General features: G+C 67.7%; 13 protein-coding genes and 1 riboswitch. Of the genes, 7 read left to right on the top strand and 6 right to left on the bottom strand.

All coding sequences use genetic code 11. From position 1 onward, the window contains the following. Positions 1–25 precede the first annotated feature (25 nt). Positions 26–484, top strand: coding sequence for an acyl-CoA thioesterase (locus tag AC07WS_RS03490; protein WP_494727723.1), 459 nt, complete (start codon positions 26–28; stop codon positions 482–484). 35 nt (positions 485–519) lie between these two features. Here AC07WS_RS03490 and AC07WS_RS03495 read toward each other — a convergent pair whose 3' ends face one another. After that, positions 520–2,337, bottom strand: coding sequence for a DUF885 domain-containing protein (locus AC07WS_RS03495; protein WP_494727724.1), 1,818 nt, complete (start codon positions 2,335–2,337; stop codon positions 520–522). 223 nt (positions 2,338–2,560) lie between these two features. On the opposite strand from AC07WS_RS03495, the gene AC07WS_RS03500 reads away from it, so the two are divergent. After that, positions 2,561–3,208, top strand: a complete 648-nt coding sequence (locus tag AC07WS_RS03500) for a PEP-CTERM sorting domain-containing protein (protein WP_494727725.1) — start codon at positions 2,561–2,563, stop codon at positions 3,206–3,208. Positions 3,209–3,267: 59 nt separating this feature from the next. On the opposite strand, the gene AC07WS_RS03505 is transcribed toward AC07WS_RS03500, so the two are convergent. After that, positions 3,268–4,431: an HPP family protein gene (locus AC07WS_RS03505; RefSeq protein WP_494727726.1), complete on the bottom strand. Its 1,164-nt coding sequence runs from the start codon at positions 4,429–4,431 to the stop codon at positions 3,268–3,270. Positions 4,432–4,493: 62 nt separating this feature from the next. Further along, a complete protein-coding gene (locus tag AC07WS_RS03510; protein ID WP_494727727.1) occupies positions 4,494–4,970 on the bottom strand; it encodes an Lrp/AsnC family transcriptional regulator in 477 nt (158 codons plus the stop codon). Between the two features lie 120 nt (positions 4,971–5,090). On the opposite strand from AC07WS_RS03510, the gene AC07WS_RS03515 reads away from it, so the two are divergent. From AC07WS_RS03515 to AC07WS_RS03525, 3 genes are all read left to right on the top strand, one after another. Then, a complete protein-coding gene (locus AC07WS_RS03515; RefSeq protein ID WP_494727728.1) occupies positions 5,091–7,136 on the top strand; it encodes an aminotransferase class V-fold PLP-dependent enzyme in 2,046 nt (681 codons plus the stop codon). A gap of 177 nt (positions 7,137–7,313) precedes the next feature. After that, positions 7,314–15,986, top strand: a complete 8,673-nt coding sequence (locus tag AC07WS_RS03520) for a glycoside hydrolase family 94 protein (RefSeq protein ID WP_494728045.1) — start codon at positions 7,314–7,316, stop codon at positions 15,984–15,986. A 206-nt stretch (positions 15,987–16,192) separates the two neighbouring features. Further along, positions 16,193–18,349 (top strand): CehA/McbA family metallohydrolase, encoded by a 2,157-nt coding sequence (locus AC07WS_RS03525; protein WP_494727729.1) that lies wholly within the window; start codon positions 16,193–16,195, stop codon positions 18,347–18,349. 6 nt (positions 18,350–18,355) lie between these two features. Here AC07WS_RS03525 and AC07WS_RS03530 read toward each other — a convergent pair whose 3' ends face one another. Together AC07WS_RS03530 and AC07WS_RS03535 are read right to left on the bottom strand one after the other, a co-directional pair. Beyond that, on the bottom strand, positions 18,356–18,610 hold the full coding sequence (locus tag AC07WS_RS03530; protein WP_494727730.1) for a hypothetical protein: 255 nt from the start codon (positions 18,608–18,610) through the stop codon (positions 18,356–18,358). A gap of 107 nt (positions 18,611–18,717) precedes the next feature. Further along, positions 18,718–19,293, bottom strand: coding sequence for a TMEM165/GDT1 family protein (locus AC07WS_RS03535; RefSeq protein WP_494727731.1), 576 nt, complete (start codon positions 19,291–19,293; stop codon positions 18,718–18,720). A 12-nt stretch (positions 19,294–19,305) separates the two neighbouring features. Then, positions 19,306–19,490, bottom strand: a riboswitch (yybP-ykoY riboswitch). A gap of 91 nt (positions 19,491–19,581) precedes the next feature. Here AC07WS_RS03535 and AC07WS_RS03540 point away from each other — a divergent pair. Together AC07WS_RS03540 and AC07WS_RS03545 are read left to right on the top strand one after the other, a co-directional pair. Then, entirely contained in the window at positions 19,582–21,426 is a 1,845-nt protein-coding gene (locus tag AC07WS_RS03540; protein ID WP_494727732.1) for a M1 family metallopeptidase, read from the top strand. Between the two features lie 2 nt (positions 21,427–21,428). After that, positions 21,429–23,015, top strand: coding sequence for a serine hydrolase (locus AC07WS_RS03545; protein WP_494727733.1), 1,587 nt, complete (start codon positions 21,429–21,431; stop codon positions 23,013–23,015). A 1-nt stretch (position 23,016) separates the two neighbouring features. Here the strand turns inward: AC07WS_RS03545 and AC07WS_RS03550 are convergent, their stop codons facing one another. Beyond that, positions 23,017–24,741: a GGDEF domain-containing protein gene (locus AC07WS_RS03550; RefSeq protein WP_494727734.1), complete on the bottom strand. Its 1,725-nt coding sequence runs from the start codon at positions 24,739–24,741 to the stop codon at positions 23,017–23,019. Positions 24,742–24,912: the final 171 nt, after the last annotated feature.

A 24,912-nucleotide genomic window follows, 5' to 3' on the forward strand; every position in this document is an offset into this window, starting at 1 on the left:
CAACTCATCTTAAAGGGGAATTCCCATGCTGCTGCACGCCACCGAAGTAGAAATGTCCGAAATCACCGCCGCCAACGCCACCAACGCCAAGCAGACTTTTACCCATGGCCTGACGATTTTTCTGAAGGATTCCAACGCTTACGGCAACACGTATTTCGCGCGGTATTTCGAGTGGCAGGGCATTTGCCGTGAAAAGTGGTTCTTCGATTGCATTTCGCGCGACATGCTGCAAAACGAGGGCGTGTTCATCACCAAGCGCGCGGAGCAGGACTACCTGCAGGAGACTTTCCCGTTCCAGGAAATCCATTGCGAGTTGAATGCATATGACGTGAGGAAGTGTTCATTTTGGCTGGAGTTCCGCTTTTATGCGGACGGCAAGCCGGTTTCGGTAGGGCGCCAGCAGATCGTCTTTGCCAACCACGCAAAGCAGATCACGGCCCTGCCCGAACTGGTGATCGCCCGTATCAAACGTTACGCCAAATAGGGCGAAGGGCGGGCTCTCGCGGCCCGCCCTGTCGATTACTTCTGTGCCGCGATCCAGCGGTCCACTTTTTCTTCCAGCAGGGCCAGCGGCAGCGTGCCGTCGCCCAACACCACGGCATGGAACTTCGGCAGGCTGAACTTGTCGCCCAGCGCCTTGGCCGCGCGCTGGCGCAGCTCGACGATTTTCAGCGAACCGATCTTGTAGCCCAATGCCTGGCCCGGCCAGGCCATATAGCGTTCGGTTTCGGTCTTGGCGGAATTGTCGTAACCCAGCGTGTCGTGCATGTACTGGATGCTTTGCTCGCGGGTCCAGCCCTGGGCGTGCATGCCGGTGTCGACCACCAGGCGTGTGGCGCGCAGCAACTCGTCGTTCAGGTGGCCGAAGTACTGGGCCGGATCGTCGAACAGCCCCATTTCCTTGCCCAGCGTTTCCGCGTATAGCGCCCAGCCTTCGGTAAAGGCGTTGTTGCCGCCATATTTGCGGAAGTTAGGCAGATTTAGCTCCTGCATCAAGGCGATGTGGAAGTGGTGGCCGGGCTTGCCTTCATGCAGGAACAGCGTGGTCATGCCGGTGCTGCCGTACTTGCCCGGATCGCTCACCACCGACCAGAACACGCCGGGGCGCGAGCCGTCGCCGGCCGGCGCCGTGTAGTGGTCGGACGCGGTGGCGCGGCTCAGTTCAGGTTCCAGGCGCAGGTCCAGCTTGGCTTTCGGCAGCAGCGTGAACATCAGCGGCAGCTTGGTGTCCAGCACGCCGTTCAGCTTGCGATAGACGGCCTGGACTTCGTCCTCGGTCTTGAACGGATAGAACTTCGGCTGCGCCGCCACCCACACGGGCAGGCCGGACGCGGGGCCGGTGTAGCCGAGCTTGGGGCCCAGCACTTCGAACTGGGCCTGGATGCGGGCCACTTCCCTCAGGCCGATGGCGTGGATTTCATCGGGCTTGAGCGAGGTCGTGGTGGCGCCGGCGACGCGCGCCTGATACCAGGCCGCGCCGTTCGGCAGCGCGCCCAGGCCGGTCGTGGTGCGGCAGGCCGGCACGTATTCCTTTTCCAGGAAGGTCGCCAGGCGGGCCAGCGCCGGCATCAATTGCTCGCCGACGGTCTTGCGGTAGGCGGCGGTCAGGCGCTGCTTGTCGGCGTCGGCAAAGGCGGCCGGCAGCTTGGTGATCGGCGTGTAGAAGATATTGCTTTCCGGCGTGGCGCTGACCAGCTTCTGGAACTGCGGCAAGCCCGACTCCATGATGGCCTTAGGCTCGGTGATGCCTTGTTTCATGCCTTCGCGCATATTGGCGATGGCCTGGTCTATCCACGCCGGCAGCTGGCCGATGCGGCTCAGGTAGGCGTCGTATTCCTTGACGGTGCCGATCGGCTGCGAGCCTTCACCGCCGGCGTAGTTGGCCAACGTCACCGGCACGCTGTCCATTTGGTTGATCGGCAGCAAGTGTTCGGGGAACTGCTCCATGGCCAGCACTTCGTTCAACTCGTAGTTGAGGATGTCGTAGTTGATGCGGTCGCCGTTGTCCAGTTGCGCGCGCTTGATCGCCTTCAGGCGGGCGGCGAACTGGCGGTACAGTTTGAATTGCTGGGCGCGCTTGGCGGGGGCGATGCTCAGGCCGAGCTGGTCGTCGAAACGGTTGTCGCCGTTTTCCGTGGCGCTGAGCGGTTCGAAGCGGGCGTCGGCATCGTAGTACTGGTCGGCCAGGGCCAGCAGCGCCTTGTGCGCGGGGGCGGCGCTCACCTGCGGCACGGCGGCGGCCGGCGCCGCGGCGCCGGCGCCCATCGGCGCGAACGCCAGCATCACGGCGGCGGCCAGCGGGGCAAGAGAAGCAAAGGTGTTGCGGCGATGCGTCATAGTTTCTTCCTCGGAATTTCACAAAATTGGCGCCTAGCATAAGCCATTGTGGGGCGGCGCTGGGACAATTTTTGTATCGGCGATACATTGTTTTTCTTGGGAAAATTTAGATTCGAATTTGCAAACATAATTGTTCAAAGCGCATAAAAAATCGGCGTATGCTGAGAACTCGGTTGCGTCACTTGCACCGCACTACACACAGGGGGATGGCATGAAAAAAATCATGAAGACTGTATTGGCGCTGGCGTTGACCGCACCGTTGGCGGCGTCCGCGATCACACCGACCGTCAGCTGGACTGCCTGGGCCAACGCCGGCAGCGGCAGCCTGACGCAGAATGCCCAGACCATCACCGTCACCTACACCGGCGACAACATCGGCGTCGACTACAGCGCCAATATCTACGACGTGCCCTCGTCGTTCACCAACGCCGAGGTGACCAACACGCCCGGCAGCAACGGCACCATCCTGATGGTTGGCGGCAATGCCACCGTCAATAACTTCCACTTCAGCCAGGCGGTGGTCGATCCGTATATCGACCTCTTCAGCGTCGGCCAGGGCGGGGTGCCGGTGAGCTTTGTGTTCCTGAACGGCAGCCTCACCATCCTCAGCCAGGGCGCCGGGCACTGGGGCGGCGGCACGCTGAGCAATAGCGGCCTGACCGTCACCGGCCTCGAAGGGAATGGTTTGCTGAAATTTAGCGGAAGTTATACCGATATCAGCTTCATTACCCCCAACAGCGAGTACTACTACGGCGCCACGGTCGGGGCGGGCATCACGGCTGCCGTGCCGGAGCCGGAAACCTACGCCATGCTGATGGCCGGACTGGGCCTGCTGGGCGCGCTCGCCCGCCGCCGCAAGACCGCATCCTGATTCAAGCATAACAAAGCAGCACAGCCTGGCCGCTGCCCTCGGGGAGCGGCCTTTTTTATTCAGGCCGCCGCTTCGGCGAAACGGCTCTCGTACAACGCCGCCACCAGGTCCGACTGGGTGATGATGCCGGCGAAGCGCTGTTCCTCGTCGACGATGGGGATGTGGTGGAAGCCGGAGTCGGCCATCAGCGGCACCAGGTCGACGATGGGCGTGTCCAGCCGCGCGGTGGTCGGATGCTGGCTCATGATCTGTCCGACCACTTCGGCCTTTTCAGTGTGCGTTACGCCGCTTTTGCGCAGGAATCGCTGCAGTTGATGGCGGATGCTGCGATAGTCGTCCAGCCCGCCGTGCTCCAGGAAATCGGTCTGGGTGACGATGCCGATCACCCGCCGCGCCCGGTTGAGCACCGGCAGCGCGGCCACGCGGTGCGCGCGCATCTGCTGCCAGGCTTCCTCCAGGCTGGTGCCGAACTCGGCGCTGATGATGTCGCGCGACATGATGTCGGCGCAGCTGATGATGCCGAAGCGGCGCTGGTAGGCGCGCTGCTCGGTCTGCATGAACAGCGATTCCAGCTCGTCGCGGCTGATGTCCAGCACCTGGTTGTACTGCTTGAGCACGGCGTCCAGGTCTTCCGGCTTGAAGCCCAGCCGCACGGTCGGCACGGCGTCCCTGGTCGCGTGCGGGTTCGGATGCGCGCTCTGCTGCGCATGGGGATAGCGCCGTCCGGTCAGATTGTTGTACAGCATGGCCATGATCGCCAGCAGCGTGGTGTCGGCCAGCACCGTCACCAGCGGGAAGGCGAAGCCGGCCGCGTGGATGGCCGGGCCGCCGATCACCGCCGTCAGCGCCACCGCGCCGCCGGGCGGGTGCAGGCAGCGCAGCGCGAACATGGCGGCGATCGCCGTGCTGGCGGCCAGCGCGCACAGCAGCGGCGTCGGCAGCACGTCGCCGAAGCAGCGCACGCAGAGCACGCCCATCACGCCGCTGACCACATTGCCGCCGATGGCGGACCAGGGCTGGGCCAGCGGGCTGGCGGGCAGCGCGAACAGCAGCACCGAGGAGGCGCCGATCGGCGCGACCAGGAACAGCGCGCCGGGCGCCATCGATTGGCCGAGCAGCGCGGTCAGCAGCAGGCCGAACAGGGCGCCGCCGGCCGCGCGCAACTGCTCGCGGCGGCTGGCGGTGGTGGGGCTGGGCAGCCAGCGGTCGAGCAGTGCGCGCATGGGCTTAATCAAGTATTTGAAATGGGACAAAGATTATCCCATGCCCGGCCCGCCGGCGCACATTACTGGTGCGAAACCAGTTCCAGCGGCAACGCCGTGGTGATCTTGATCTGTTCCATCGAGAACGCCGACGACACCCCGCTCAGCTGCGCCGCCTTGATCAACTTCTTGTAAAACCTGTCATATCCTTCGATATCGCTGGTCACCACCTTCAGCAGATAGTCGATGTCGCCGCTCATGCGGTGGAATTCCTGCACCTCCGGCAGGGCGACGACGGCGGCGGCGAAGCGCGCCAGCCATTTGTCGTCGTGCTGGCTGGTGCGCACGCTGACGAACACCGTCACCGGCAAGCCCACCTTGCGACGGTTGACGATGGCCACGCGGCTCTCGATATAGCCTTCCTCCTCCAGCCGCCGCACCCGCTTCCAGCACGGCGTGGTGGACAGCCCGACCCGCTCGCTGAGCTGGGCGATCGACAGCGTGCCGTCGCCTTGCAAGGCAGACAAGATTGCATAATCGTAGCGATCGAGTTGGTTCATTCTCTTATTCCGTCAAATACAGCATGAAAATGCCATGAGGCGTGCACAATAGGAGTATTTTAGTACATCTATTTCGCCGCGACTGGGTAAGCTATAGGGATCGCATACACAGGCATTCCCATGAGCACCGAAATCTACCTTGATGGCAACGCCACCACCGCCGTGCTGCCGGCCGCCATCGCCGCCGCGGCCGACGCCATGGGCCAGCGCTACGGCAATCCCAGCAGCAGCCACGGCACCGGCCTCAAGGCCAAGGTGCTGCTGGACCAGGCGCGCGCCTGCGCGCTGCGCCTGCTGGGCGTGGGCGATGGCCGCCTGATGTTCAACAGCGGCGCCACCGAAGGCATCCAGACCGCCGTGCTGTCGGCGCTGGTGGCGCTGCGCGAACGGCGCGAGCGCGGCGAGGCCATCGGCAGCCTGCTGGTCTACGGCGCGACCGAGCACAAGGCCGTGCCGGAAAGCCTGGCGCACTGGAACCGCCTGCTGGGCCTGAACCTGACGCTGCACAAGCTGCCGGTCGACCAGGACGGCGCGCACGACCTGGCCCAGCTGCGCGCGCTGGCGCCGCAGGCCGCGCTGGTGTGCACCATGGCCGCCAACAACGAAACCGGCGTCATCACCGACCTGGCCGCCATCGAAGCCGTGCTGGCCGAGACCGGCAGCGCCGCCTACTGGCTGGTCGACTGCGTGCAGGCGCTGGGCAAGCTGGACCTGAACCTGGCCGCCACCCGCATCGACTACGCGCCGTTCTCCGGCCACAAGCTGTACGCGCCGAAAGGCGTGGGCATGTTGTACGTGCGCGCCGGCGCACCGTTCACGCCGCTGATCATGGGCGGCGGCCAGGAGGGCGGCCAGCGTTCCGGCACCGAGAACATGGCCGGCATCGCCGCGCTGGGCGCGGTGCTGGCCGCGCTGGAACGCGGCGACACCTTCCGCAGCCATCGCCAGCTGGCCGGCTTCCGCGCCCGCCTGGCCGAGAGCCTGCGCGCCGCCTTGCCCGGCGTGGTGTTCAACCATCCCTTCGACAAGTCGCTGCCGACCACGCTGAACTTTTCCGTGCCCGGCCTGTCGAGCCGCGAACTGATGGACGTGTTCGACGCCGCCCAGGTGCGGGTCAGCTCCGGCAGCGCCTGCTCGGCCGCCAAGGCCGCGCCCAGCTACGTGCTGGACGCGATGCACGCGCCGCTGTGGCGCAGCGCCGGCGCCATCCGCATGTCCTTCGGCCCGCTGGCCGACGAGGCCACCATCGCCGACGCCTGCCGCCGCATCGAGCGCTGCGGCGCGGCCCTGCGCGCCAGCTGCCTGATCCCGTCCGAGCCCAGCGCGGTCCCGCACGACGCCTTGCTGCAACTGGGCGTCGAGGGCGCGTGCAGCTGGCTGGTGCTGGACGCCGCCAGCCGCAGCTGCATCGTCATCGATCCCCTGCCGGAAATGACGGAGCGCATCGAATCCCATGTGCGCTGCCAGAACTACCACGTGCAGGCCATCGTCAGCACCCTGCCCGGCGCCGAGCGCGGCCCGCTGATCGAGGCGCTGGGCCGCCACTACGACCACCACGCCGCCACCGACGCCTACGGCTGGCCGGCCGCCGCCACCAGCCTCCAGCTCGGCGCGCAGACGCTGGCCAGCGTGGCGGACGGCGCCGCGCGCCATTACCTGCTGGGCAACGCAGCCGGCGGCGCGCTGGCGCCGCACGCGGTGCGCTTCGCCTTCAGCGCGCGGCCCGCCGTCGACGCGCTGCGCCCGCTGACCTGCGCGCAGACGCTGCTGTGCCCGACCCGCGACGAACACAACCAGTTCTGCGTCGGCATGGCCGCGCCCGCCACTGCGGCTGCGCCGACGGATCTGCAACTCGACAGCGCCGCGCTGGACGTCTTCCTGCAAGCCCATCCCGACGCCAAGCTGGTCGACGTGCGCGAGCCGTATGAATTCGCCGCCACGGCCGCGCCCGGTCCAGGCGGACGCCAGGCCCTCAGCGTGCCGCTGGGCCGCCTGGCCGAGCACGCCAGCGCCTGGCTGCGGGGCGAGCCCGCGCCGCTGGTGTTCTTCTGCCGCAGCGGCAACCGCAGCCTGAAGGCCGCGCAGCTGCTGCGCCGCCTGGGCCACGCCCAGGCCTACAGCCTCGGCGGCGGTCTGGCGCTGGCGCCGCTGGCACACGCGGCCTGATACGTTCAAGTTTTCTTCCTTTACAAGGCCGCGCAAGCGGCCTTTTTTTTCGTGGAAATTCTGTATGTACGTCACCGCACAGTCGCGTGGCGTGCGCCCCCGTAGGATGCCTAGGCAGATAATTTCCTATTCGCAGAATCAAAACGAGGTACACCGTTGAACAAGTCCGCCCCCCTCATGCCCGGCATCGCGCTGGGCTTCCGCGAATCTCCCTCAGGCGCCTTGCTGTCCGACGAAGACGACCAGGACCTGCCGCTGCGCGCCGAGCTGTTCAGCGCGGCGCAGATGGCCGCGCACGGCAAGACGCTGGCCACGCACCACGAGCTGAGCAAGCGCGGCGGCCGCGACCGCCTGCTGGCGCGGCTGGCCGAAAACGCCGCCGTCATCAACGCCACCTGCGACGAGCTGACCGCCGCCGTCAAGGCCGGGCGCCAGATCACGCCCGCCTCCGAATGGCTGCTGGATAATTTCTACCTGATCGAGGACCAGATCCGCATCGCCCGCCGCCACCTGCCCAAGAACTACAGCGCGCAGCTGCCGCGCCTGGGCAAGGGCGCGCCGGAGGGCACGCCGCGCGTCTACAAGATCGCGCTGGAAATCATCGCCCACGGCGACGGCCGCGTCGATCCCGAATCGCTGTGCCGCTTCGTCGACGCCTACCAGGAGGTGGCCACGCTGCAGCTGGGCGAGCTGTGGGCCATCCCCATCATGCTGCGCCTGGCGCTGATCGAGAACCTGCGGCGCGTGGCCGCGCGCGTGGCCGACAACCGCATCCACCGCGACCTGGCCAACACCTGGGCCGACCAGATGACCGACGTGGCCGAAAAAAATCCCAGCGGCCTGATACTGATGGTGGCCGACATGGCGCGCTCCAATCCGCCCATCTCCAGCGCCTTCGTGGCCGAACTGGCGCGCCGCCTGCAGGGACAAAGCCCGGCGCTGACCTTGGCGCTGTCGTGGATCACGCACCGCCTGGCCGAATCGGACCAGACCATCGAGCAGCAGATCCAGGCCGAGATCCAGCAGCAGTCGACCGAGCAGGTCTCGATCGCCAACAGCATCGGCAGCCTGCGCTTCCTCGGCACCATGGACTGGCAGGAGTTCGTCGAGACCATGAGCGTGGTCGAGCAGACCTTGCGCCAGGACCCGGCCGCGATCTATGGCCGCATGGAATTCGCCACCCGCGACCTGTACCGCCACGCGATCGAAAAAATCGCCAAGCGCTCGCGCTACTCGGAAGTCGAAGTGGCGCAGCAAGCCTTGCAGCTGGCGCAGGCGCACTACGAGGGCGGCGACGCGCGCCACGGCCACGTGGGCTACTACCTGATCGGCGGCGGCCTGGCCGCGCTGGAAAAGCAGACCGGCATGCGCCGCCCCTGGCTGGAGGCGCTGCAGCAAACCTCGCGCGCCTCGCCGCTGACCTCCTACCTGGGCGCCATCGCCGCCATCGCGCTGGTGTCGACCGCGCTGCTGCTCGAGCGCGCCGCGCACAACGGCGTGCACGGCGCGGTGATCGTGCTGCTCGGCGTGCTGGCGCTGTCGGGCAGCTGCCAGCTGGCGCTGAGCCTGGTGAACTGGGTCGCCACGCTGGTGACCCGCCCCAACCCGCTGCCGCGCATGGACTTCAAGGACGGCCTGCCGGCCGACGCCCGCGCCATCGTGGTGGTGCCGACGCTGGCCTACAGCAAGGACAACATCGAGGAGCTGTGCGAGCAGCTGGAGGTGCGCTTCCTCGCCAACCGCGATCCCAACCTGGTGTTCTGCCTGTTGACCGACTTCGCCGACGCCGCCGCCGAAACCCTGCCCGCCGACGCCGCGCTGGTGGAGCAGATGCACCGCTGCGTCGGCCACCTGAACCGCAAGTACGCCACCCACGCCAACGGCCAGGCCGCCTCGCCGTTCCTGCTGCTGCACCGGCCGCGCCGCTGGAATCCGCAGGAGGGCGTGTGGATGGGCGAGGAGCGCAAGCGCGGCAAGCTGCAGGACCTGAACCGCTTCCTGCGCGGCGGCGCGCGCGACCGCTTCAGCGTGGTGGTGGGCGACATCGGCGAACTGGAAGACATCAAGTATGTCATCACGCTCGACACCGACACCCAGCTGCCGCGCGACGCCGCGCGCCAGTTCGTCGCCACCATGCAGCACCCGCTGAACCAGCCGCGCATCGACGGCGCGCGCGGCCGCGTGGTGGAAGGCTACGGCATCCTGCAGCCGCGCGTCACGGTCAGCCTGCCGAGCGAGAACGCCTCGCTGTACGAAAAGCTGTGCGGCGGCGAGCCGGGCATCGACCCCTACACCCGCACCGTGTCCGACGTCTACCAGGACGTGTTCTTCGAAGGCTCCTTCATCGGCAAGGGCATCTACGACGTCGACGTCTACGAGCAGGTGCTGGGCGGCCGCCTGCCGGACAACCGCATCCTCAGCCACGACCTGCTGGAGGGCTGCTACCTGCGCGCCGGCCTGCTGAGCGACGCCCAGTTGTACGAGGCCTATCCGGCCCGCTACAGCGACGATGTCAGCCGCCGCCAGCGCTGGATCCGCGGCGACTGGCAACTGGCCTCGTGGCTGTTCGGCCGGGTGCCGGGCCCCAACCGCAAGCGCGAACGCAATCCGCTGTCGCTGCTGTCGCGCTGGAAGCTGTTCGACAATCTGCGCCGCAGCCTGACCGCGCCGGCGCTGGTGCTGTCGCTGATCACCGCCTGGCGCTGGCTGCCGGACCCGTGGCTGTGGACTGCCGCCGTGCTGGCCGTGATCTTCGTGCCGCCGCTGGCGAGCACCACGCACGACCTGCTGCGCCGCCCGGAGGACACCCTGTGGAGCCAGCATCTGCGGGCCGCGCTGCGGCGCGGCGGCATGCAGTTCGCGCACGCCATCCTGATGCTGATGTTCCTGCCCTACGAGGCCTGGTTCAGCCTGGACGCCATCCTGCGCAGCGCCTGGCGACTGCTGGTCTCGCACAAGCACCTGCTGGAGTGGCGGGCCTCGGCGCTGGCGCGCGCGGCCGAGGGCGCGGGCGGCGTGTGGCGCACCATGTGGGTGTCGCCGGTGCTGGCGCTGTTCGTCGGCGGCGCGCTGCTGGGCTGGCGCCCGGCCAGCCTGGCGCCGGCCGCGCTGTTCCTGCTGGCGTGGCTGCTGGCGCCGGCCGTGGCGGAGCGGATCAGCCGCCCGATCGTGCGCAAGCCGGCCCGCCTCACGCCGGACCAGCAGCGCTTCCTGCACCAGCTGGCGCGCCGCACCTGGGCCTACTTCGAACGCTACGTCGGCCCGGAAGACCACTGGCTGCCGCCCGATAACATGCAGGAGCATCCGGCGCAAGTGGTGGCGCACCGCACCTCGCCCACCAACATCGGCATGGCGCTGCTGGCCAACCTGAGCGCCAGCGATTTCGGCTACCTCACCGTCGGCCAGCTGATGGCGCGCACCGGCGCCACGCTGGCCACGCTGGACCAGCTGGAACGCCACCAGGGCCACTTCTACAACTGGTACGACACCCAGACCCTCAAGCCGCTGCACCCGATCTACATCTCCACCGTCGACAGCGGCAACCTGGCCGGCCACCTGTTGACGCTGCAGGCCGGCCTGACCGGCTTGTACGACCAGCCCATCGTCGGCCCGCAGGCGGTGGCCGGCATCGTCACCACCTGCCAGGTGCTGCAGGAAGCGCTGGGCGGCGCCGACGCGCCCGCGCTGGCCGCCTTGCTGGCGGCGCTGGCGCCGGCGCCGGACGCCGGCAACCTGCAGCAGCTGCACGCCTGGCTGACCGGCGTGTCCGCCGCCGCAGCCGGCCTGGCGCCGCCGGCGGCGGCCGAGACGCATGGCGAGGCGGCCATGTGGTCCGCCGCGCTGGCGCAGCAATGCCGGGCCGCGCTGGACGAGCTGGCGCTGCTGGCGCCCTGGGTCAAGCTGCCGGCCGACGCCGTGTTCGACACCGGCCTGGCCCGCGTGCCGACGCTGCGCGAACTGGCCGCCATGATCGACAGCGCCGCCGCCGTGCTGGCCAACGACCTGGCGCCGGCCGAGCGCGACCGCCAGCTGGCGCTGGCCGGCCTGTGCGCGCAGGGCGCCGTGGCCGCGCACGAACGCATGCGCGAACTGGCCGGCCTGGCGCAGCGCTGCGGCGCCTACGCCCAGATGGAATATGGCTTCCTGTACAACTCCACCACCAACCTGCTGGCCATCGGCTACAACGTCAGCGAGCGCCGGCTGGACGCCAGCTACTACGATTTGCTGGCGTCCGAGGTGCGGCTGGCCAGCTTCGTCGCCATCGCCCAGGGCCAGCTGCCGCAGGAGCACTGGTTCGCGCTGGGCCGCCAGCTGTGCATCGTGGCCGGCAAGCCGGTGCTGCTGTCCTGGAGCGGCTCGATGTTCGAGTACCTGATGCCGCTGCTGGTCATGCCCAACTATCCGAGCACGCTGCTGGACCAGACCTATAGCGCGGTGGTCGACGCCCAGATCGACTACGGCAAGCGCCGCAACGTGCCGTGGGGGATCTCCGAGTCCGGCTACAACACAGTCGACGCCAGCCTCAATTACCAGTACCGCGCGTTCGGCGTGCCGGGCCTGGGCCTGAAGCGCGGCCTGGTCGACGACCTGGTGATCGCGCCGTACGCCACCATGCTCGGCCTGATGGTGCAGCCGGAAGCGGCCTGCCTCAACCTGCAGAAGATGGCGGGGCTGGGCTACATGGGCCGCTACGGCTTCTTCGAGGCGGTCGACTACACGGCGTCGCGCCTGCCGCGCGGCCAGGCGTCCGCCGTGATCCGCTCCTTCATGGTGCACCACCAGGGCATGGGACTGCTGGCGCTGAGCTACCTGCTGCACGACCGGCCGATGCAGCGCCGCTTCGAATCCGATCCGCTGCTGCAATCGACGCTGCTGGTGCTGCAGGAACGCAGCCCGCAGGCCGGCGCGTTCTACTCCAGCACCACCGAACTGGCGTCGCTGCGCTCCAACGCGCCGGAGCAGGCCATGCCGATGCGCATCCTGTCCCAGCACACCACGCCGGTGCCGGAAACCCAGCTGCTGTCCAACGGCCGCTATCACGTGATGGTCACCAACGCCGGCGGCAGCTACAGCCGCTGGAAGGACCTGGCCGTGACCCGCTGGCGCGAGGACAGCACCCGCGACAACTGGGGCAACTTCTGCTACGTGCGCGACCTGGACGACGGCCAGTTCTGGTCCACCACCTATCAGCCGACGCTGGTCGATCCGCGCCGGCACGAGGTGATCTTCTCCGAGGGCCGCGCCGAGTTCCGCCGCTCCGACCGCAACATCGACCTGTACACCGAGATCGTGGTCTCGCCGGAGGACGACATCGAACTGCGGCGCACCCGCATCACCAACAAGTCCGACCGCGTGCGCACCATCGAGGTGACCAGCTTTGCCGAGGTGGTGATGGCGCCGGCCGCCGCCGACGCCGCGCACCCGGCCTTCAGCAAACTGTTCGTGCAGACCGAAATCCTGCGCGACGAAAACGCCATCCTGTGCACGCGCCGTCCGCGCGGGCAGGGCGACGCCATGCCGTGGCTGATGCACTCGATGATGGTGCACGACGCCGCCGTGACGGCGGTCTCGTTCGAGACCGACCGCTCGCGCTTCATCGGCCGCGGCAACACCGCCGCCGCGCCCGACGCGATGCTGGGCGACGAGCCGCTGAGCGGCGCCGAGGGCTCGGTGCTCGATCCGGTGGTGGCGATCCGCCACACCATCACGCTGCAGCCGGACCAGACGGCCATCGTCGACATCGTCACCGGCATGACCGAGCAGCGCGACGCCGCGCTGCACCTGATCGACAAATACCAGGACCGCCACCTGGCCGACCGCGTGTTCGAGCTGGCGTGGACCCACAGCCAGGTGGTGCTGCGCCAGCTCAACGCCAGCGAGGCGGACGCCCAGTTGTACGGCCGCCTGGCCAACTCGGTCATCTATCCGAACGCCGCGCTGCGCGCCGACGCCGGCACCCTGGTCAAGAACCAGCGCGGCCAGTCCGGCCTGTGGGCCTACGCGATTTCCGGCGACCTGCCGATCGTGCTGCTGCAGATCAAGGACCCGGCCAACATCGAGCTGGCGCGCCAGCTGGTGCAGGCGCACGCCTACTGGCGCCTGAAAGGGCTGGTGGTGGACCTGGTGATCTGGTACGAGGACCAGTCGGGCTACCGCCAGCTGCTGCACGAGCAGATCATGGGCCTGATCGCCTCCGGCATCGACGCCCAGGCCATCGACCGGCCGGGCGGCATCTTCGTGCGCCTGGCCGACCAGATCGCCAACGAGGACCGCGTGCTGCTGCAATCGGTGGCGCGCGCCATCCTCAGCGACAGCCGCGGCACGCTGGCCGACCAGATCAAGCGTCCCGGCCCGCCGGCCATGCGCATGCCGCCGCTGATCGCCGACAACCGCGGCGAGTACGCGGACGCCGGCCCGGCCACGCCGGTGGTGCGCGAGCTGATACTGGAGAACGGCATCGGCGGCTTCACGCCGGACGGGCGCGAATACGTGATCGCCACCAGCGACGTCCAGCGCACGCCGGCGCCGTGGTCCAACGTGCTGGCCAATCCGCAGTTCGGCTGCGTGATCTCGGAGAGCGGCCAGGCCTACACCTGGTACGAGAACGCCCACGAATTCCGGCTCACGCCATGGCACAACGATCCGGTCAGCGACGCCAGCGGCGAGGCCTTCTACCTGCGCGATGAGCAGAGCGGCCGCTTCTGGTCGCCCACCGCCCTGCCGGCGCGCGGCAACGGCGGCTACGTCACGCGCCACGGCTTCGGCTACAGCGTGTTCGAACACACCGAGACCGGCATCGCCACCGAGATGACCGTCTTCGTCGCCACCGACGCGCCGATCAAGTACACGGTGCTCAAGGTGCGCAACGACTCGCTGGTGACGCGCCGCCTGTCGGCCACCGGCTACGTCGAGTGGGTGCTGGGCGACATGCGCTCCAAGTCCGGCATGCACATCGTCACCGAGGCCGATCCGGTCAGCGGCGCGCTGTTCGCCAAGAACGCCTACAACACCGAGTTCACCGGCCGCGTGGCCTTCTTCAACTGCGACGCCACGCTGCGCACCCATACCGCCGACCGCAGCGAATTCCTGGGCCGTAACGGCACGCTGGCGGCGCCCGCTGCGCTGCGCCGATCCCGCTTGTCCGGCAAGGTCGGCGCGGGACTGGACGCCTGCGCCGCCATCCAGGTGCCGTTCGACCTGCTGCCCGGCCAGGAGCGCGAGATCGTCTTCGTGCTGAGCGTGGCCGGCCGCCGCAACGCCGACGCCAGCAGCCTGGCGCAGAAGCACCGCAGCGCCGGCGCCGCGCACGAGGCGCTGGCCGCGGTGCACGCGCACTGGGAGCGCACCCTGGGCGCGGTGCGCATCGACACGCCGGAGCCGGAGCTGGACCTGCTGGCCAACGGCTGGCTGATGTACCAGACCATCGCCTGCCGCATGTGGGCGCGCAGCGGCTACTACCAGTCCGGCGGCGCCTTCGGCTTCCGCGACCAGCTGCAGGACGCCATGGCCGCCATCCACACGCAACCGCAGCTGCTGCGCGACCAGCTGCTGCTGTGCGCCGCCCACCAGTTCCTGGAGGGCGACGTGCAGCACTGGTGGCATCCGCCGTCCGACCGCGGCGTGCGCACCCACTGCTCGGACGATTATCTGTGGCTGCCGCTGGGCGCCTGGCGCTACGTCAGCACCACCGGCGACACCGGCGTGCTGGCCGAAAGCATGCCTTACCTGGAGGGCCGCGCCGTCAAGCCGGAGGAGGATTCCTATTACGACCTGCCGGGCCGCTCCAGCCAGAGCGGCACGCTGTACGAGCACTGCGTGCGCGCCATCCGCAACGGCCTGCGCTTCGGCGAGCATGGCTTGCCGCTGATCGGCTCCTGCGACTGGAACGACGGCATGGACAAGGTGGGCGAGCATGGCAAAGGGGAGAGCGTGTGGCTGGCCTTCTTCCTGTGCGAGGTGCTGCAGCGCTTCGCCGAGGTGGCGGAGCTGATGCAGGACGCGGAGTTCGCCGCCGAGTGCCGCGGCGAGGCCAAGAAGCTGGCCTTCAACGTCGAGCAGAACGCGTGGGACGGCCAGTGGTACCGCCGCGCGTATTTCGACGACGGCACGCCGCTCGGCTCGCACAGCAACGAGGAATGCCAGATCGATTCGATCTCGCAAAGCTGGGGCGTGCTGTCCGGCGCCGCCGATCCGGTGCGGGTGCGCGGCGCGATGGAGCAGGTCAACCAGCGCCTGGTGCGGCGCGATTCTGGCATCATCCAGCTGCTCGATCCGCCGTTCGACAAGTCCGGCCCGAACCCGGGCTACATCCGCGGCTACGTGCCCGGCGTGCGCGAGAACGGCGGCCAGTACACCCACGCCGCCATCTGGACCGCGATGGCCTTCGCCCGCCTGGGCGACACCGAGCGCGCCTGGGAGCTGGCGCGCATGATCAACCCGGTGCAGCACGGCGGCACGCCGGACGGCATGGCGCGCTACAAGGTCGAACCGTATGTGGTCACGGCCGACGTCTACGCCGTGGCGCCGCACGTGGGGCGCGGCGGCTGGAGCTGGTACACCGGTTCGTCCGGCTGGATGTACCGGCTGATCCTGGAGTCGCTGCTCGGCCTGACCCGCACCGCGACCCAGATCACGCTGGCGCCGCGCATGCCGGCCGAGTGGGATCACTTCACGCTGACCTATCGCTACGGCGCCGGATCGTATGTGATCCGCGTGATGAAGTCGGCGGAAGCGGGCGCGCCGGTCATGACGATAGACGGCGTGCGCCAGCTGGCGCTGGCGATCGACCTGCACGATACCGCCAGCATCCATAAGGTCGAACTGTACCTGCCGGCCAAGTTAAATTCTTAACAGAGTGTCCCATTCTGGACATTTTCATCATCGGTACAACGGCGCGAAAATAAAGTTTCGCGCCGTTGTAGCGCACGCCCCCAGTCGCCACCGCATTTATTCAAAAGACCTCTGAATAGCCAAGCAAATTCGAATTGATTCGTCATCTTCCTGTCATGCATAGTTGCCAATATTTTGGCTTCCCAACCGCAGAGAGAAAGAACCCGATGAACAAATCTAAGATGCTGTCCCGGCTTGCGATGATGTTGATGCTGTCCTCCGGCGTGATGGGCGCGGTCCACGCGTCCAAGGCCGACCACCACGAGTTCGAGGCCACGCTGCACGCGCCCTTCGCCGCCGACGGCGCCGACCAGGACCGCCCCGAAGCCCGCACCTTCAAGCTGGCCTTCGATTTCCCGCTGCTGGAGCGCGAGCAGGATGTGCGCTGGCGCCTGGAGCTGGTCAGCCCGGACGGCGTGGTGGTCCAGCAGTGGCAGGGCCTGCAGCGCATCGCCGGCAAGCCGGTCGACGTCAGCATCGCGTGGGACGGCCGCGCCGACGGCTTGATCCTGACCGACGGCGTCTACCTGGCGCGCATGCAGGCCGTCACCGGCGACGAGACGGTCGAACAAAGCTGGGACATCTCGGTGGGCCGTAATCCGGCGCAGGCCATGCCGGCCTTCAAGGCGCTGCCGACCAACGCCGCGCCGGTGCGCGCCGCGCGCGCCGGCCGCATGGTGCAGGGCGCGGTGGCCGCGACATCAGCGCTGCCTTACACCGTCTACCTCGGCAACCTGCACAGCCAGACCAACCACAGCGACGGCGGCGGCCCGCTGGGCAGCTGCACCGGCGCGCAGGCGCCGCAAAGCGCGGCCCTGGGACCGGCCGACGCCTACCAGTACGCGATGAACAAGGGCCTCGATTTCCTGATGGCCTCCGAGCACAATCACATGTACGACGGCTCCGACGGCACCAACGCCTCGGCCGATCCGGCCGCCGCCAAGGCGCTGTTCCAATCCGGCCTGGCCGCAGCCGCCAACTTCAACAGCGCGCACGCCAGCTTCCTCGGCATGTATGGGCTGGAGTGGGGCGTGATCAACAACGGCGGCCATATGAACATCTTCAACACCACCGAGCTGCTGGGATGGGAGAGCAACAGCAGCGGCCAGCTGATCGCCGACACGCTGACGCCGAAGAGCGACTACGCTTCGCTGTACACGCTGATGCGCCAGCGCGGCTACATCGGCCAGTTCAACCATCCCGAAGCGTCCGGCCAGTTCCTGGTCAACGGCACGCCGCTGGGCTACACCGCCGACGGCGACCAGGCGATGGCGCTGTGCGAAGTGCTCAACACCTCGGCCTTCTCCACCAACACCAGCGAGAGCGAGACCGGCCGCAGCACCTACGAAGGCGCCTGCAACAAGGCGCTGGAGGCGGGCTACCACGTCGCCTTCTCCAGCGACCAGGACAACCACTGCGCCAACTGGGGCGCGTCCTACACCAACCGCACCGGCGTGCTGCTGCCGACCGGCACGCCGCTGACCACCGCCAGCATGATCGCCGCCATCAAGGCGCGCCGCGTGTTCGCCACCATGGACAAGACCTCGCAGCTGATCCTGACCGCCAACGGCCATGTGATGGGCGAGCGTTTCACCAACAGCGGCGCCTTGAACCTGGTGGCCAACTTCGCCAGCAGCAGCGGCAAGACGGTATCGTCGGTGAAGATGTACGAGGGTGTACCGGGCCGCAACGGCACGGTGACGCAGCTGTCGGCCACCGCCAGCACCACCGTCACGCCGGCCGTGGGCGAGCACTTCTACTACGCCAAGATCACCCAGAACGACGGCAACATCCTGTGGTCGGCGCCGGTGTGGGTCACGCAGACCAGCGGCGGCGGTACCACCACGCCGCCGGCCGCCACGCAGCTGATCGTCAACGGCGACTTCGAATCGGGCGCCTCGTCATGGACCGCGACGTCGGGTGTCATCAGCAACGATGCCAGCCAGGCCGCGCATGGCGGCAGCTACAAGGCCTGGCTGGACGGCTACGGCAGCGCCCACACGGACACGCTGTACCAGACCGTGACGATACCGGCCGACGCCACCAGCGCCACGCTGGCGTTCTGGCTCAAGGTGGTGTCCGACGAGACCACCACGAGCACCGCCTACGACACGCTCAAGGTGCAGGTGCGCAGCGGCGCCAACGCGGTGCTGGCGACGCTGGCGACCTATTCGAACCTGAACAAGGGCAGCACGTATGTGCAGAAGAGTTTCGACCTGTCGGCCTACAAAGGCCAGACGGTGAGGATATACTTTGAGGGAGTGGAGGATACGTCGGCATCGACGGCGTTCCTGATCGACGACGTCACGCTCAACGTGCAGTAAGCCCGCTTACTTGGTCCACGGCTGTTCGCGCTTCCTGCTGTTGCGCGCGAACAGCAGCAGGACCACGATACCGAGCAGTATCAGCTTGTAGTTGACCGGCTCCGGCACCGACACCATGTCGGCCTTCCGGGCCGCCGGCTTGACCGGTTTGGCGATGCCGGTGGCGCTGGTGGCGTGTACGGCCACCGGCGCCGGTTCGGCTGCATAAGCGTGAACGGTCAACGCGGAGGCGCTCAAACAGAGCGCCGCTATTTTGCTCATCAATCGCATTCCTTGCCCCTGCCAATAATCAAGTGACAAGTATAATAGATTGTTAATTCTCGCGCATCCGTGCGGTAACACACGCAGCGCCGCATAATCACCCGGCCTTACGCGCCGAGGCCGGACCCTGCGCCCAGCAGCGTCGCCACGCCCAGCACGGCGAACACCAGCGCGGCGATGCCGTGCACCAGTTTGAGCGAGATGCGGTGGGCGATGCGGTCGCCCAGGTAGACCGCCGGCACATTGGCCAGCATCATGCCGAACGTGGTGCCGCACACCACCGCCACCAGGCTGTGATAGCGCGCCGCCAGCGCCACCGTGGCCACCTGGGTCTTGTCGCCCATCTCGGCGACGAAGAAGGCGATCAGCGTGGTCAGGAACACGCCGTACTTCGCCAGCGGCATGTCGTCGTCGTCGATCTTGTCCGGCACCAGCGTCCACGCGGCCATCGCCAGGAAGGACGCGCCCAGCACCCAGCGCAGGATGTCGGGTCCCAGCAGGCTGGTAATCCAGGCGCCGACGGCGGCGGCGAATGCATGGTTGGCGATGGTGGCGACGAAGATCGCGGCGACGATGGGCAGCGGACGGCGGAACTTGGCGGCCAGGCAGAAGGCGAGCAGCTGGGTTTTGTCGCCGATTTCTGCGAGGGCGACGATGCCGGTAGAGACGAGGAAGGCTTCCATGGGATAGTGTATGTAGTACGCGGGCCGGAAACGATTAACCAATGATCCAGGCGCGACTCCGGCCCATCATGGCCGCACCTCGATCATGGTCTCGTCAAGTTTTTCAACCACCTGCACCACGGTCTGTGGACCGATTATGTTGACACAGGTTCTTGCGCCGTGGCGGCGCAAGCCGACTACTCCCCACTTACGGCCCGAATGATAGCATAAGGCGCATCCGAGTACACATCGCCGATACATGGCTATGCTATTCTGCTTGGCGCTTCAGCCAACATTGAAAAGACCGCCATGCCTATCAAGAAAAAACTGTCCGCGTTCGTCCTGGCCGCCCTGGCGGCGCTGGGCGCCGCCCATGCCGACCCGCTGAGCTACGCCCGCTACGACCAGGTGCGCACCAGCGACCTGTATCTGGACCTGAAGGCCGACTTCGGCCACAAGACGCTGGCCGGCTACGCCGAGCTGACGCTGTCCTGGATCGATCCGTCCGCCCGCACGCTGGTGCTGGACACGAACGAACTCAATATCGCCAAGGTGCAGGTGCTCAATCCGAACGGCCGCTGGAGCGCCGCCTCCTTCATGCTCGACAAGCCGGACGCCGAGAAGGGCCGGGCGCTGCGCATCGCGCTGTCGTTCCAGCCGCAGAAGGTGCGCGTGTACTACCGCACCGCGCCGTCGGCCGCCGCGCTGCAGTGGATGTCACCGCAGCAGACCATGTCCGGCAAGCGTCCGTTCATGTTCAGCCAGTCCGAGGAGATCAACGCCCGCTCGTGGGCGCCGGTGCAGGACACGCCGGCCGTGCGCTTCACCTACAGCGCCCGCATCGAGGCGCCGGCCGGCATGCGGGTGGTGATGAGCGCCGAGAACGACCAGCAATCGACCGGCGCCGGCGGCTGGAAATTCAAGATGGCGCAGCCGATTCCATCCTACCTGCTGGCGATCGCCATCGGCGAGATCGACGTGCGCAACCTCGGCCCGCGCTCGGCCGTCTACGCCGAGCCGGCGCGCATCGACGCCGCCGCCTACGAGCTGGCCGACACCGAGAAGATGATCAGCGCAGCCGAGGGCCTGTACGGCCCGTACCGGTGGGAGCGCTACGACATGATCGTGCTGCCGCCGTCGTTCCCGATCGGCGGCATGGAGAACCCGCGCCTGACCTTCCTCACGCCGACCATGATCGCCGGCGACCGCAGCCTGGTGGACCTGATCGCGCACGAGCTGGCGCACTCCTGGTCCGGCAACCTGGTGACCAACGCCTCGTGGAAGCACTTCTGGCTCAACGAGGGCTTCACCACCTACGTCACCACCCGCATCGTCGAGAAGCTGTACGGCGAGGAAGTGGCGGAGATGAACCTGCAGGTGGAGCAGGAGGAGGCCATGGCCTCGCTGCCGTCCATCCCGGCCGCCAAACAGGCCCTGGTCACGCGCGATGCCGACACCAGCTCCGCCAGCTACACCGACAGCGGCCTGGTTTATCCCAAGGGCGCGTGGCTGCTGCGCACCCTGGAGCAGCGCGCCGGCCGCGAGGTGTTCGATCCCTTCCTGCGCGGCTGGTTCGACCAGCACGCGTTCAAGTCCGCCACCACCGACGAATTCGTGGCCTACCTGAAGAAGAACCTGCTGGACGCGCATCCCGACGTGATGCCGCAGGCGGAGCTCGACGAGTGGCTGTACGGCGCCGGCATTCCGGCCAGCGCGAAGCACGCGGCCTCGCCGCGCCTGGCCGCATTGGACGCGCAGCGCACCGCGTGGCTCAAGGGCGAGTTGCCGACCAGGGACTTGAACGGCAAGAACTGGATCGCGCTGGAGTGGATGCACTTTCTGAACGATATCGACGGCAAGGCCAACGCCACGCAGCTGCAGGAGCTGGACCAGGCCTTCGCGCTGGGCAAGAGCGGCAACAACGAAATCGCCTACCGCTTCTACCTGGCGTCGATCAAGGCCGGCTACAACGTGCGCGAGCCGCTCAACACCTTCCTGATGAGCGTGGGCCGCCAGAAGTTCGTGGTGCCGCTGTACACCGCGCTGCTGAAGAATCCGGGCGACCGGGAATGGGCCAAGTCGGTCTACGCCAAGGCGCGCGAGCACTATCATCCGGTCACCCAGGGATCGGTCGACAAACAATTCAAAAAATAACGATGCTGAAAATCTCACGTACCCTGAGCGCCGCGCTGCTGGTGCTGGCGGTCTCCGTCCCGGCGCTGGCCGCCGCGCCGGCCTACAACCTCGACGCCGACGTCAAGCTCGCGCTGAAAACCTTCGACGTGCCCGGCATGGCGATCGCCATCGTCAAGGACGGCAAGGTAATCTCCGCCCAGGGTTACGGCGTGCGCAAGCTGGGCGACCCGGCGCCGGTGGACGGCAAGACGCTGTTCGAAGTGGCGTCCAACTCCAAGGCCTTCACCGCCGCCGCGCTGGCGATGCTGGTCGACGAGGGCAAGATCGCCTGGGACGATCCGGTCACCAAGCACCTGCCGGACTTCCAGATGTACGACTCCTACGTCACCGGCGCGATGACGGTGCGCGACCTGCTCACGCACCGCAGCGGCCTGGGTCTGGGCGCGGGCGATCTGCTGTGGTGGCCGACCACCAATTTCAGCACCGACGAGATCATCGCGCGGCTGCGCTACGTGAAGCCGGCCACCAGCTTCCGCAACAGCTACGCCTACGACAACCTGCTCTACATCGTGGCCGGCAAGATCGTCGCCGCCAAGGCCGGCAAGCCGTGGGGCGCGGCCATCCGCGAGCGCATCCTGGCGCCGCTGGGCATGAACAGCACCACCACCAGCGTGGCCGAAATGCTGGCCAGCGCCGACTACTCCGCGCCGCACAGCAAGATCAACGACAAGGCCGCGGTGGTCAAGCCCATGCCGGTGGAGAACGCGGTGGGCGCGGTCGGCATCAACACCAGCGCGGAAGACATGGCGCGCTGGATGACGATGCTGCTGGGCGGCGGCAAGCTGGAAAACGGCACGCAGCTGATCAGCGCCAAGCAGCTGGGCGAGCTGTGGTCCGAGCAGACGCCGATGCGCATCCGCGAACCGAAGCCCGCGCTGGCCGCGACCAAGCCCAATTTCTCGGCCTATGGCCTGGGCTTCAGCCTGCGCGACTACAAGGGCCGCAAGATCGCCATGCACGGCGGCGCGCTGCAGGGCTTTTATTCGACGGTGCTGATGGTGCCGGAAGAGAGGCTGGGCATCGCCATCCTGACCAACGCCGAGAACAGTCCGGCGATGGCGTCGCTGTACTGGCGCATCCTGGACCAGTACCTGGACGTGCCGGCCAGCGACTGGATCAAGCTGTACGCCGAGCAGGAAGCGGCCGCGCACAAGGAGGAGCTGGAACGGCAGGGCAAGGAGGTCAGCGCGCGCACCGCCAAGTCGACGCCGTCGCTGCCGCTGGCGTCCTACGACGGCGAGTATGAAGACCCGTGGTACGGCAAGGCGACCATACGCGCCGAAGGCGGGAAGCACATCATGCGCTTCAGCCGCACGCCGGACCTGACGGGGGAGCTGGAGCACTTCCAGCACGACACCTTCATCGTGCGCTGGAAGGAGCGCAACTTCAACGCCGACGCCTACGTCACGTTCGCGCTCAATCCGGACGCCAGCATCGAGCGCATGAAGATGGAGCCGGTGTCGATGGAGACGGACTTCAGCTACGACTTCCGCGACCTCAATTTCACGCCGGTCAAGCCGGCCAAGGCCGACAAGGTCGCGAAGTAGGCTAGACCTGGCTCTCGACCCGGTTGCGGCCATTGTGCTTGGCGCGGTACAGCGCCAGGTCGGCCGAGTGGAACAGGTCGTCGAGCGCCGCGTACGGGCCGTGCGCCACGGCCACGCCGAAGCTGGCCGTCACGCGCAGGATATGGCCGTCGCTCAGCGTCAGCGGCTCGCGCGCGATGGCCTCGCGCAGCCGCTCGGCCAGCGCGCGTGCTGCCTCCATGCCGCAGTAGGCCGGCATCACCACGAACTCCTCGCCGCCGTAGCGCGCCACGATCTCGCCGTCGCGCAGGCTGTCGCGCACCACCTCGGCGATGCGGATCAGCACCTGGTCGCCGGCGTCGTGGCCGTAGGAGTCGTTGACTGACTTGAAGTGGTCGACGTCGAACAGGATCACTGCCAGCGATTCGTCGTGCTCGCGCGCGCCGCGCAGGCGCAGGTTGCCGGCCGCGGTGAAGGCGCGCCGGTTCAGGATGCCGGTCAGATAGTCGGTGTCGGCGCGCAGCTTGAGTTCCTCGATCAGGCGCACGCGCTCCAGTTCCAGCCGCTGGCGGTCCATGCTGTTGGCGCGCAGCGTGGCCAGCGCGCGCAGCATGTCGCCGATCTCGTCGTCGCGGCGGGCGCCGGTGGGCGGCGGCGAGAAGTCGCCGTTGCCCAGCCGGACCACGGCGCGCGTGGCGCGCAGCAGCGGGATCACCACGCGCCGCCGCACGATCAGCAGCAGCAGCGTGAGCGCCAGCAGGATGGCCGCGCCCACCATCACGGCCAGCATCAGCTCGCGCCGCGCCGCCTCGAAGTCGCGCAGCGCCTGGGCCTGGGCCTCGTCCAGCAGCACGTCGCGCAGCGCCAGGATGGGCCCCATGCACGGCACGTAGCGCTGCGCGAACTGGCCGGTGTTCATGCCGTAGGGACGGCCCGCGCGGCTGGCCTGCTCGATGTCGGCCACCAGCCGCAGGCCGGCCTCGAAATAGGCCTGGTCCATGCGCGCCAGCGCCGCCAGCACGCGCGGCTCGCTGTCGCTGTCGCTGCCGGGGATCTTGATCAGCTGGCGCAGCTGCTCGATGCGGCCGCGCAGGAACTGCAGGCGCTGGTGGTCGCTCTCGGCCAGCGGGCTGCCGGCCGCCAGCGGCACCGTCAGCGCCGAGCCGAGGCGGCCGGCGTACTCGCGCAGCTCGACCGTCAGGCGCGCCTTCATCAGGATGCGGGCGATGCTGGGATAGACTTGCTCCGAGGCGCGCGTGTAGCCGGTCACGGCGTCGAGCGCCAGCGGCACCAGCGCGAACATGCGTTCGACGGCCGCGCTCAGGCGTTCCGGCGTGCGCTCGGGCGGCGGCTGCGCGGCCAGCTGGTCCACCGTCAGGCGCGCCGTGGCCAGCGCCGCGCGCAGCGGCGCCAGCGCGGTGGCGGGGATGCCGGGGCCGCTGTCTACGGCCAGCTCGTCGCGCAGCCGGGCCAGCGCCAGGTCGGTGTCGGCGCGGGCGCGCCGCAGCCGCTCGCGGTAGGCCGGGTCGGCCGGCACGCCGTCGCCCAGCACGGCGTTGACCGGGCCGCGTTCGAAGGAGAGTTTTTCTGCGGCGATCATGGCGCGCCGCATCAGTTGCAGCGTCTGGTGACCGGTGCCGGCGGCGCGGTAGTGTACCCACTCGCCCCACAACAGCCGTCCCAGCATGCCGCATACCAGCAACGCCAGCACCGCGCCGGTGAGGGCGAATAATCGGGTTAATCTCATTGCTGCCAACCTGCATTCCTATTTGCTAGTTGGCAATATGCCACAAAGCGCGGCCGCTGTGGTTGTTGAGGGCGGCCTCGGCGCGAAATGAGACGGCGGCGTGCGGCTAATGGTAGGATGGCGGCCTCGCGTCACGGCACGGCGGTTTGTGTGGATGCAAAGCTTGAATGT

It is taken from the genome of Duganella sp. GW821-FHT01E12 (assembly GCF_059422325.1).

Bases quoted from the DNA above. Each gene is read 5' to 3' on its own strand.
- AC07WS_RS03490 (WP_494727723.1), top strand. From the start codon at position 26: ATGCTGCTGCACGCCACCGAAGTAGAAATGTCCGAAATCACCGCCGCC.
- AC07WS_RS03495 (WP_494727724.1), bottom strand. From the start codon at position 2,337: ATGACGCATCGCCGCAACACCTTTGCTTCTCTTGCCCCGCTGGCCGCC.
- AC07WS_RS03500 (WP_494727725.1), top strand. From the start codon at position 2,561: ATGAAGACTGTATTGGCGCTGGCGTTGACCGCACCGTTGGCGGCGTCC.
- AC07WS_RS03505 (WP_494727726.1), bottom strand. From the start codon at position 4,431: ATGCGCGCACTGCTCGACCGCTGGCTGCCCAGCCCCACCACCGCCAGC.
- AC07WS_RS03510 (WP_494727727.1), bottom strand. From the start codon at position 4,970: ATGAACCAACTCGATCGCTACGATTATGCAATCTTGTCTGCCTTGCAA.
- AC07WS_RS03515 (WP_494727728.1), top strand. From the start codon at position 5,091: ATGAGCACCGAAATCTACCTTGATGGCAACGCCACCACCGCCGTGCTG.
- AC07WS_RS03520 (WP_494728045.1), top strand. From the start codon at position 7,314: ATGCCCGGCATCGCGCTGGGCTTCCGCGAATCTCCCTCAGGCGCCTTG.
- AC07WS_RS03525 (WP_494727729.1), top strand. From the start codon at position 16,193: ATGAACAAATCTAAGATGCTGTCCCGGCTTGCGATGATGTTGATGCTG.
- AC07WS_RS03530 (WP_494727730.1), bottom strand. From the start codon at position 18,610: ATGAGCAAAATAGCGGCGCTCTGTTTGAGCGCCTCCGCGTTGACCGTT.
- AC07WS_RS03535 (WP_494727731.1), bottom strand. From the start codon at position 19,293: ATGGAAGCCTTCCTCGTCTCTACCGGCATCGTCGCCCTCGCAGAAATC.
- AC07WS_RS03540 (WP_494727732.1), top strand. From the start codon at position 19,582: ATGCCTATCAAGAAAAAACTGTCCGCGTTCGTCCTGGCCGCCCTGGCG.
- AC07WS_RS03545 (WP_494727733.1), top strand. From the start codon at position 21,429: ATGCTGAAAATCTCACGTACCCTGAGCGCCGCGCTGCTGGTGCTGGCG.
- AC07WS_RS03550 (WP_494727734.1), bottom strand. From the start codon at position 24,741: ATGAGATTAACCCGATTATTCGCCCTCACCGGCGCGGTGCTGGCGTTG.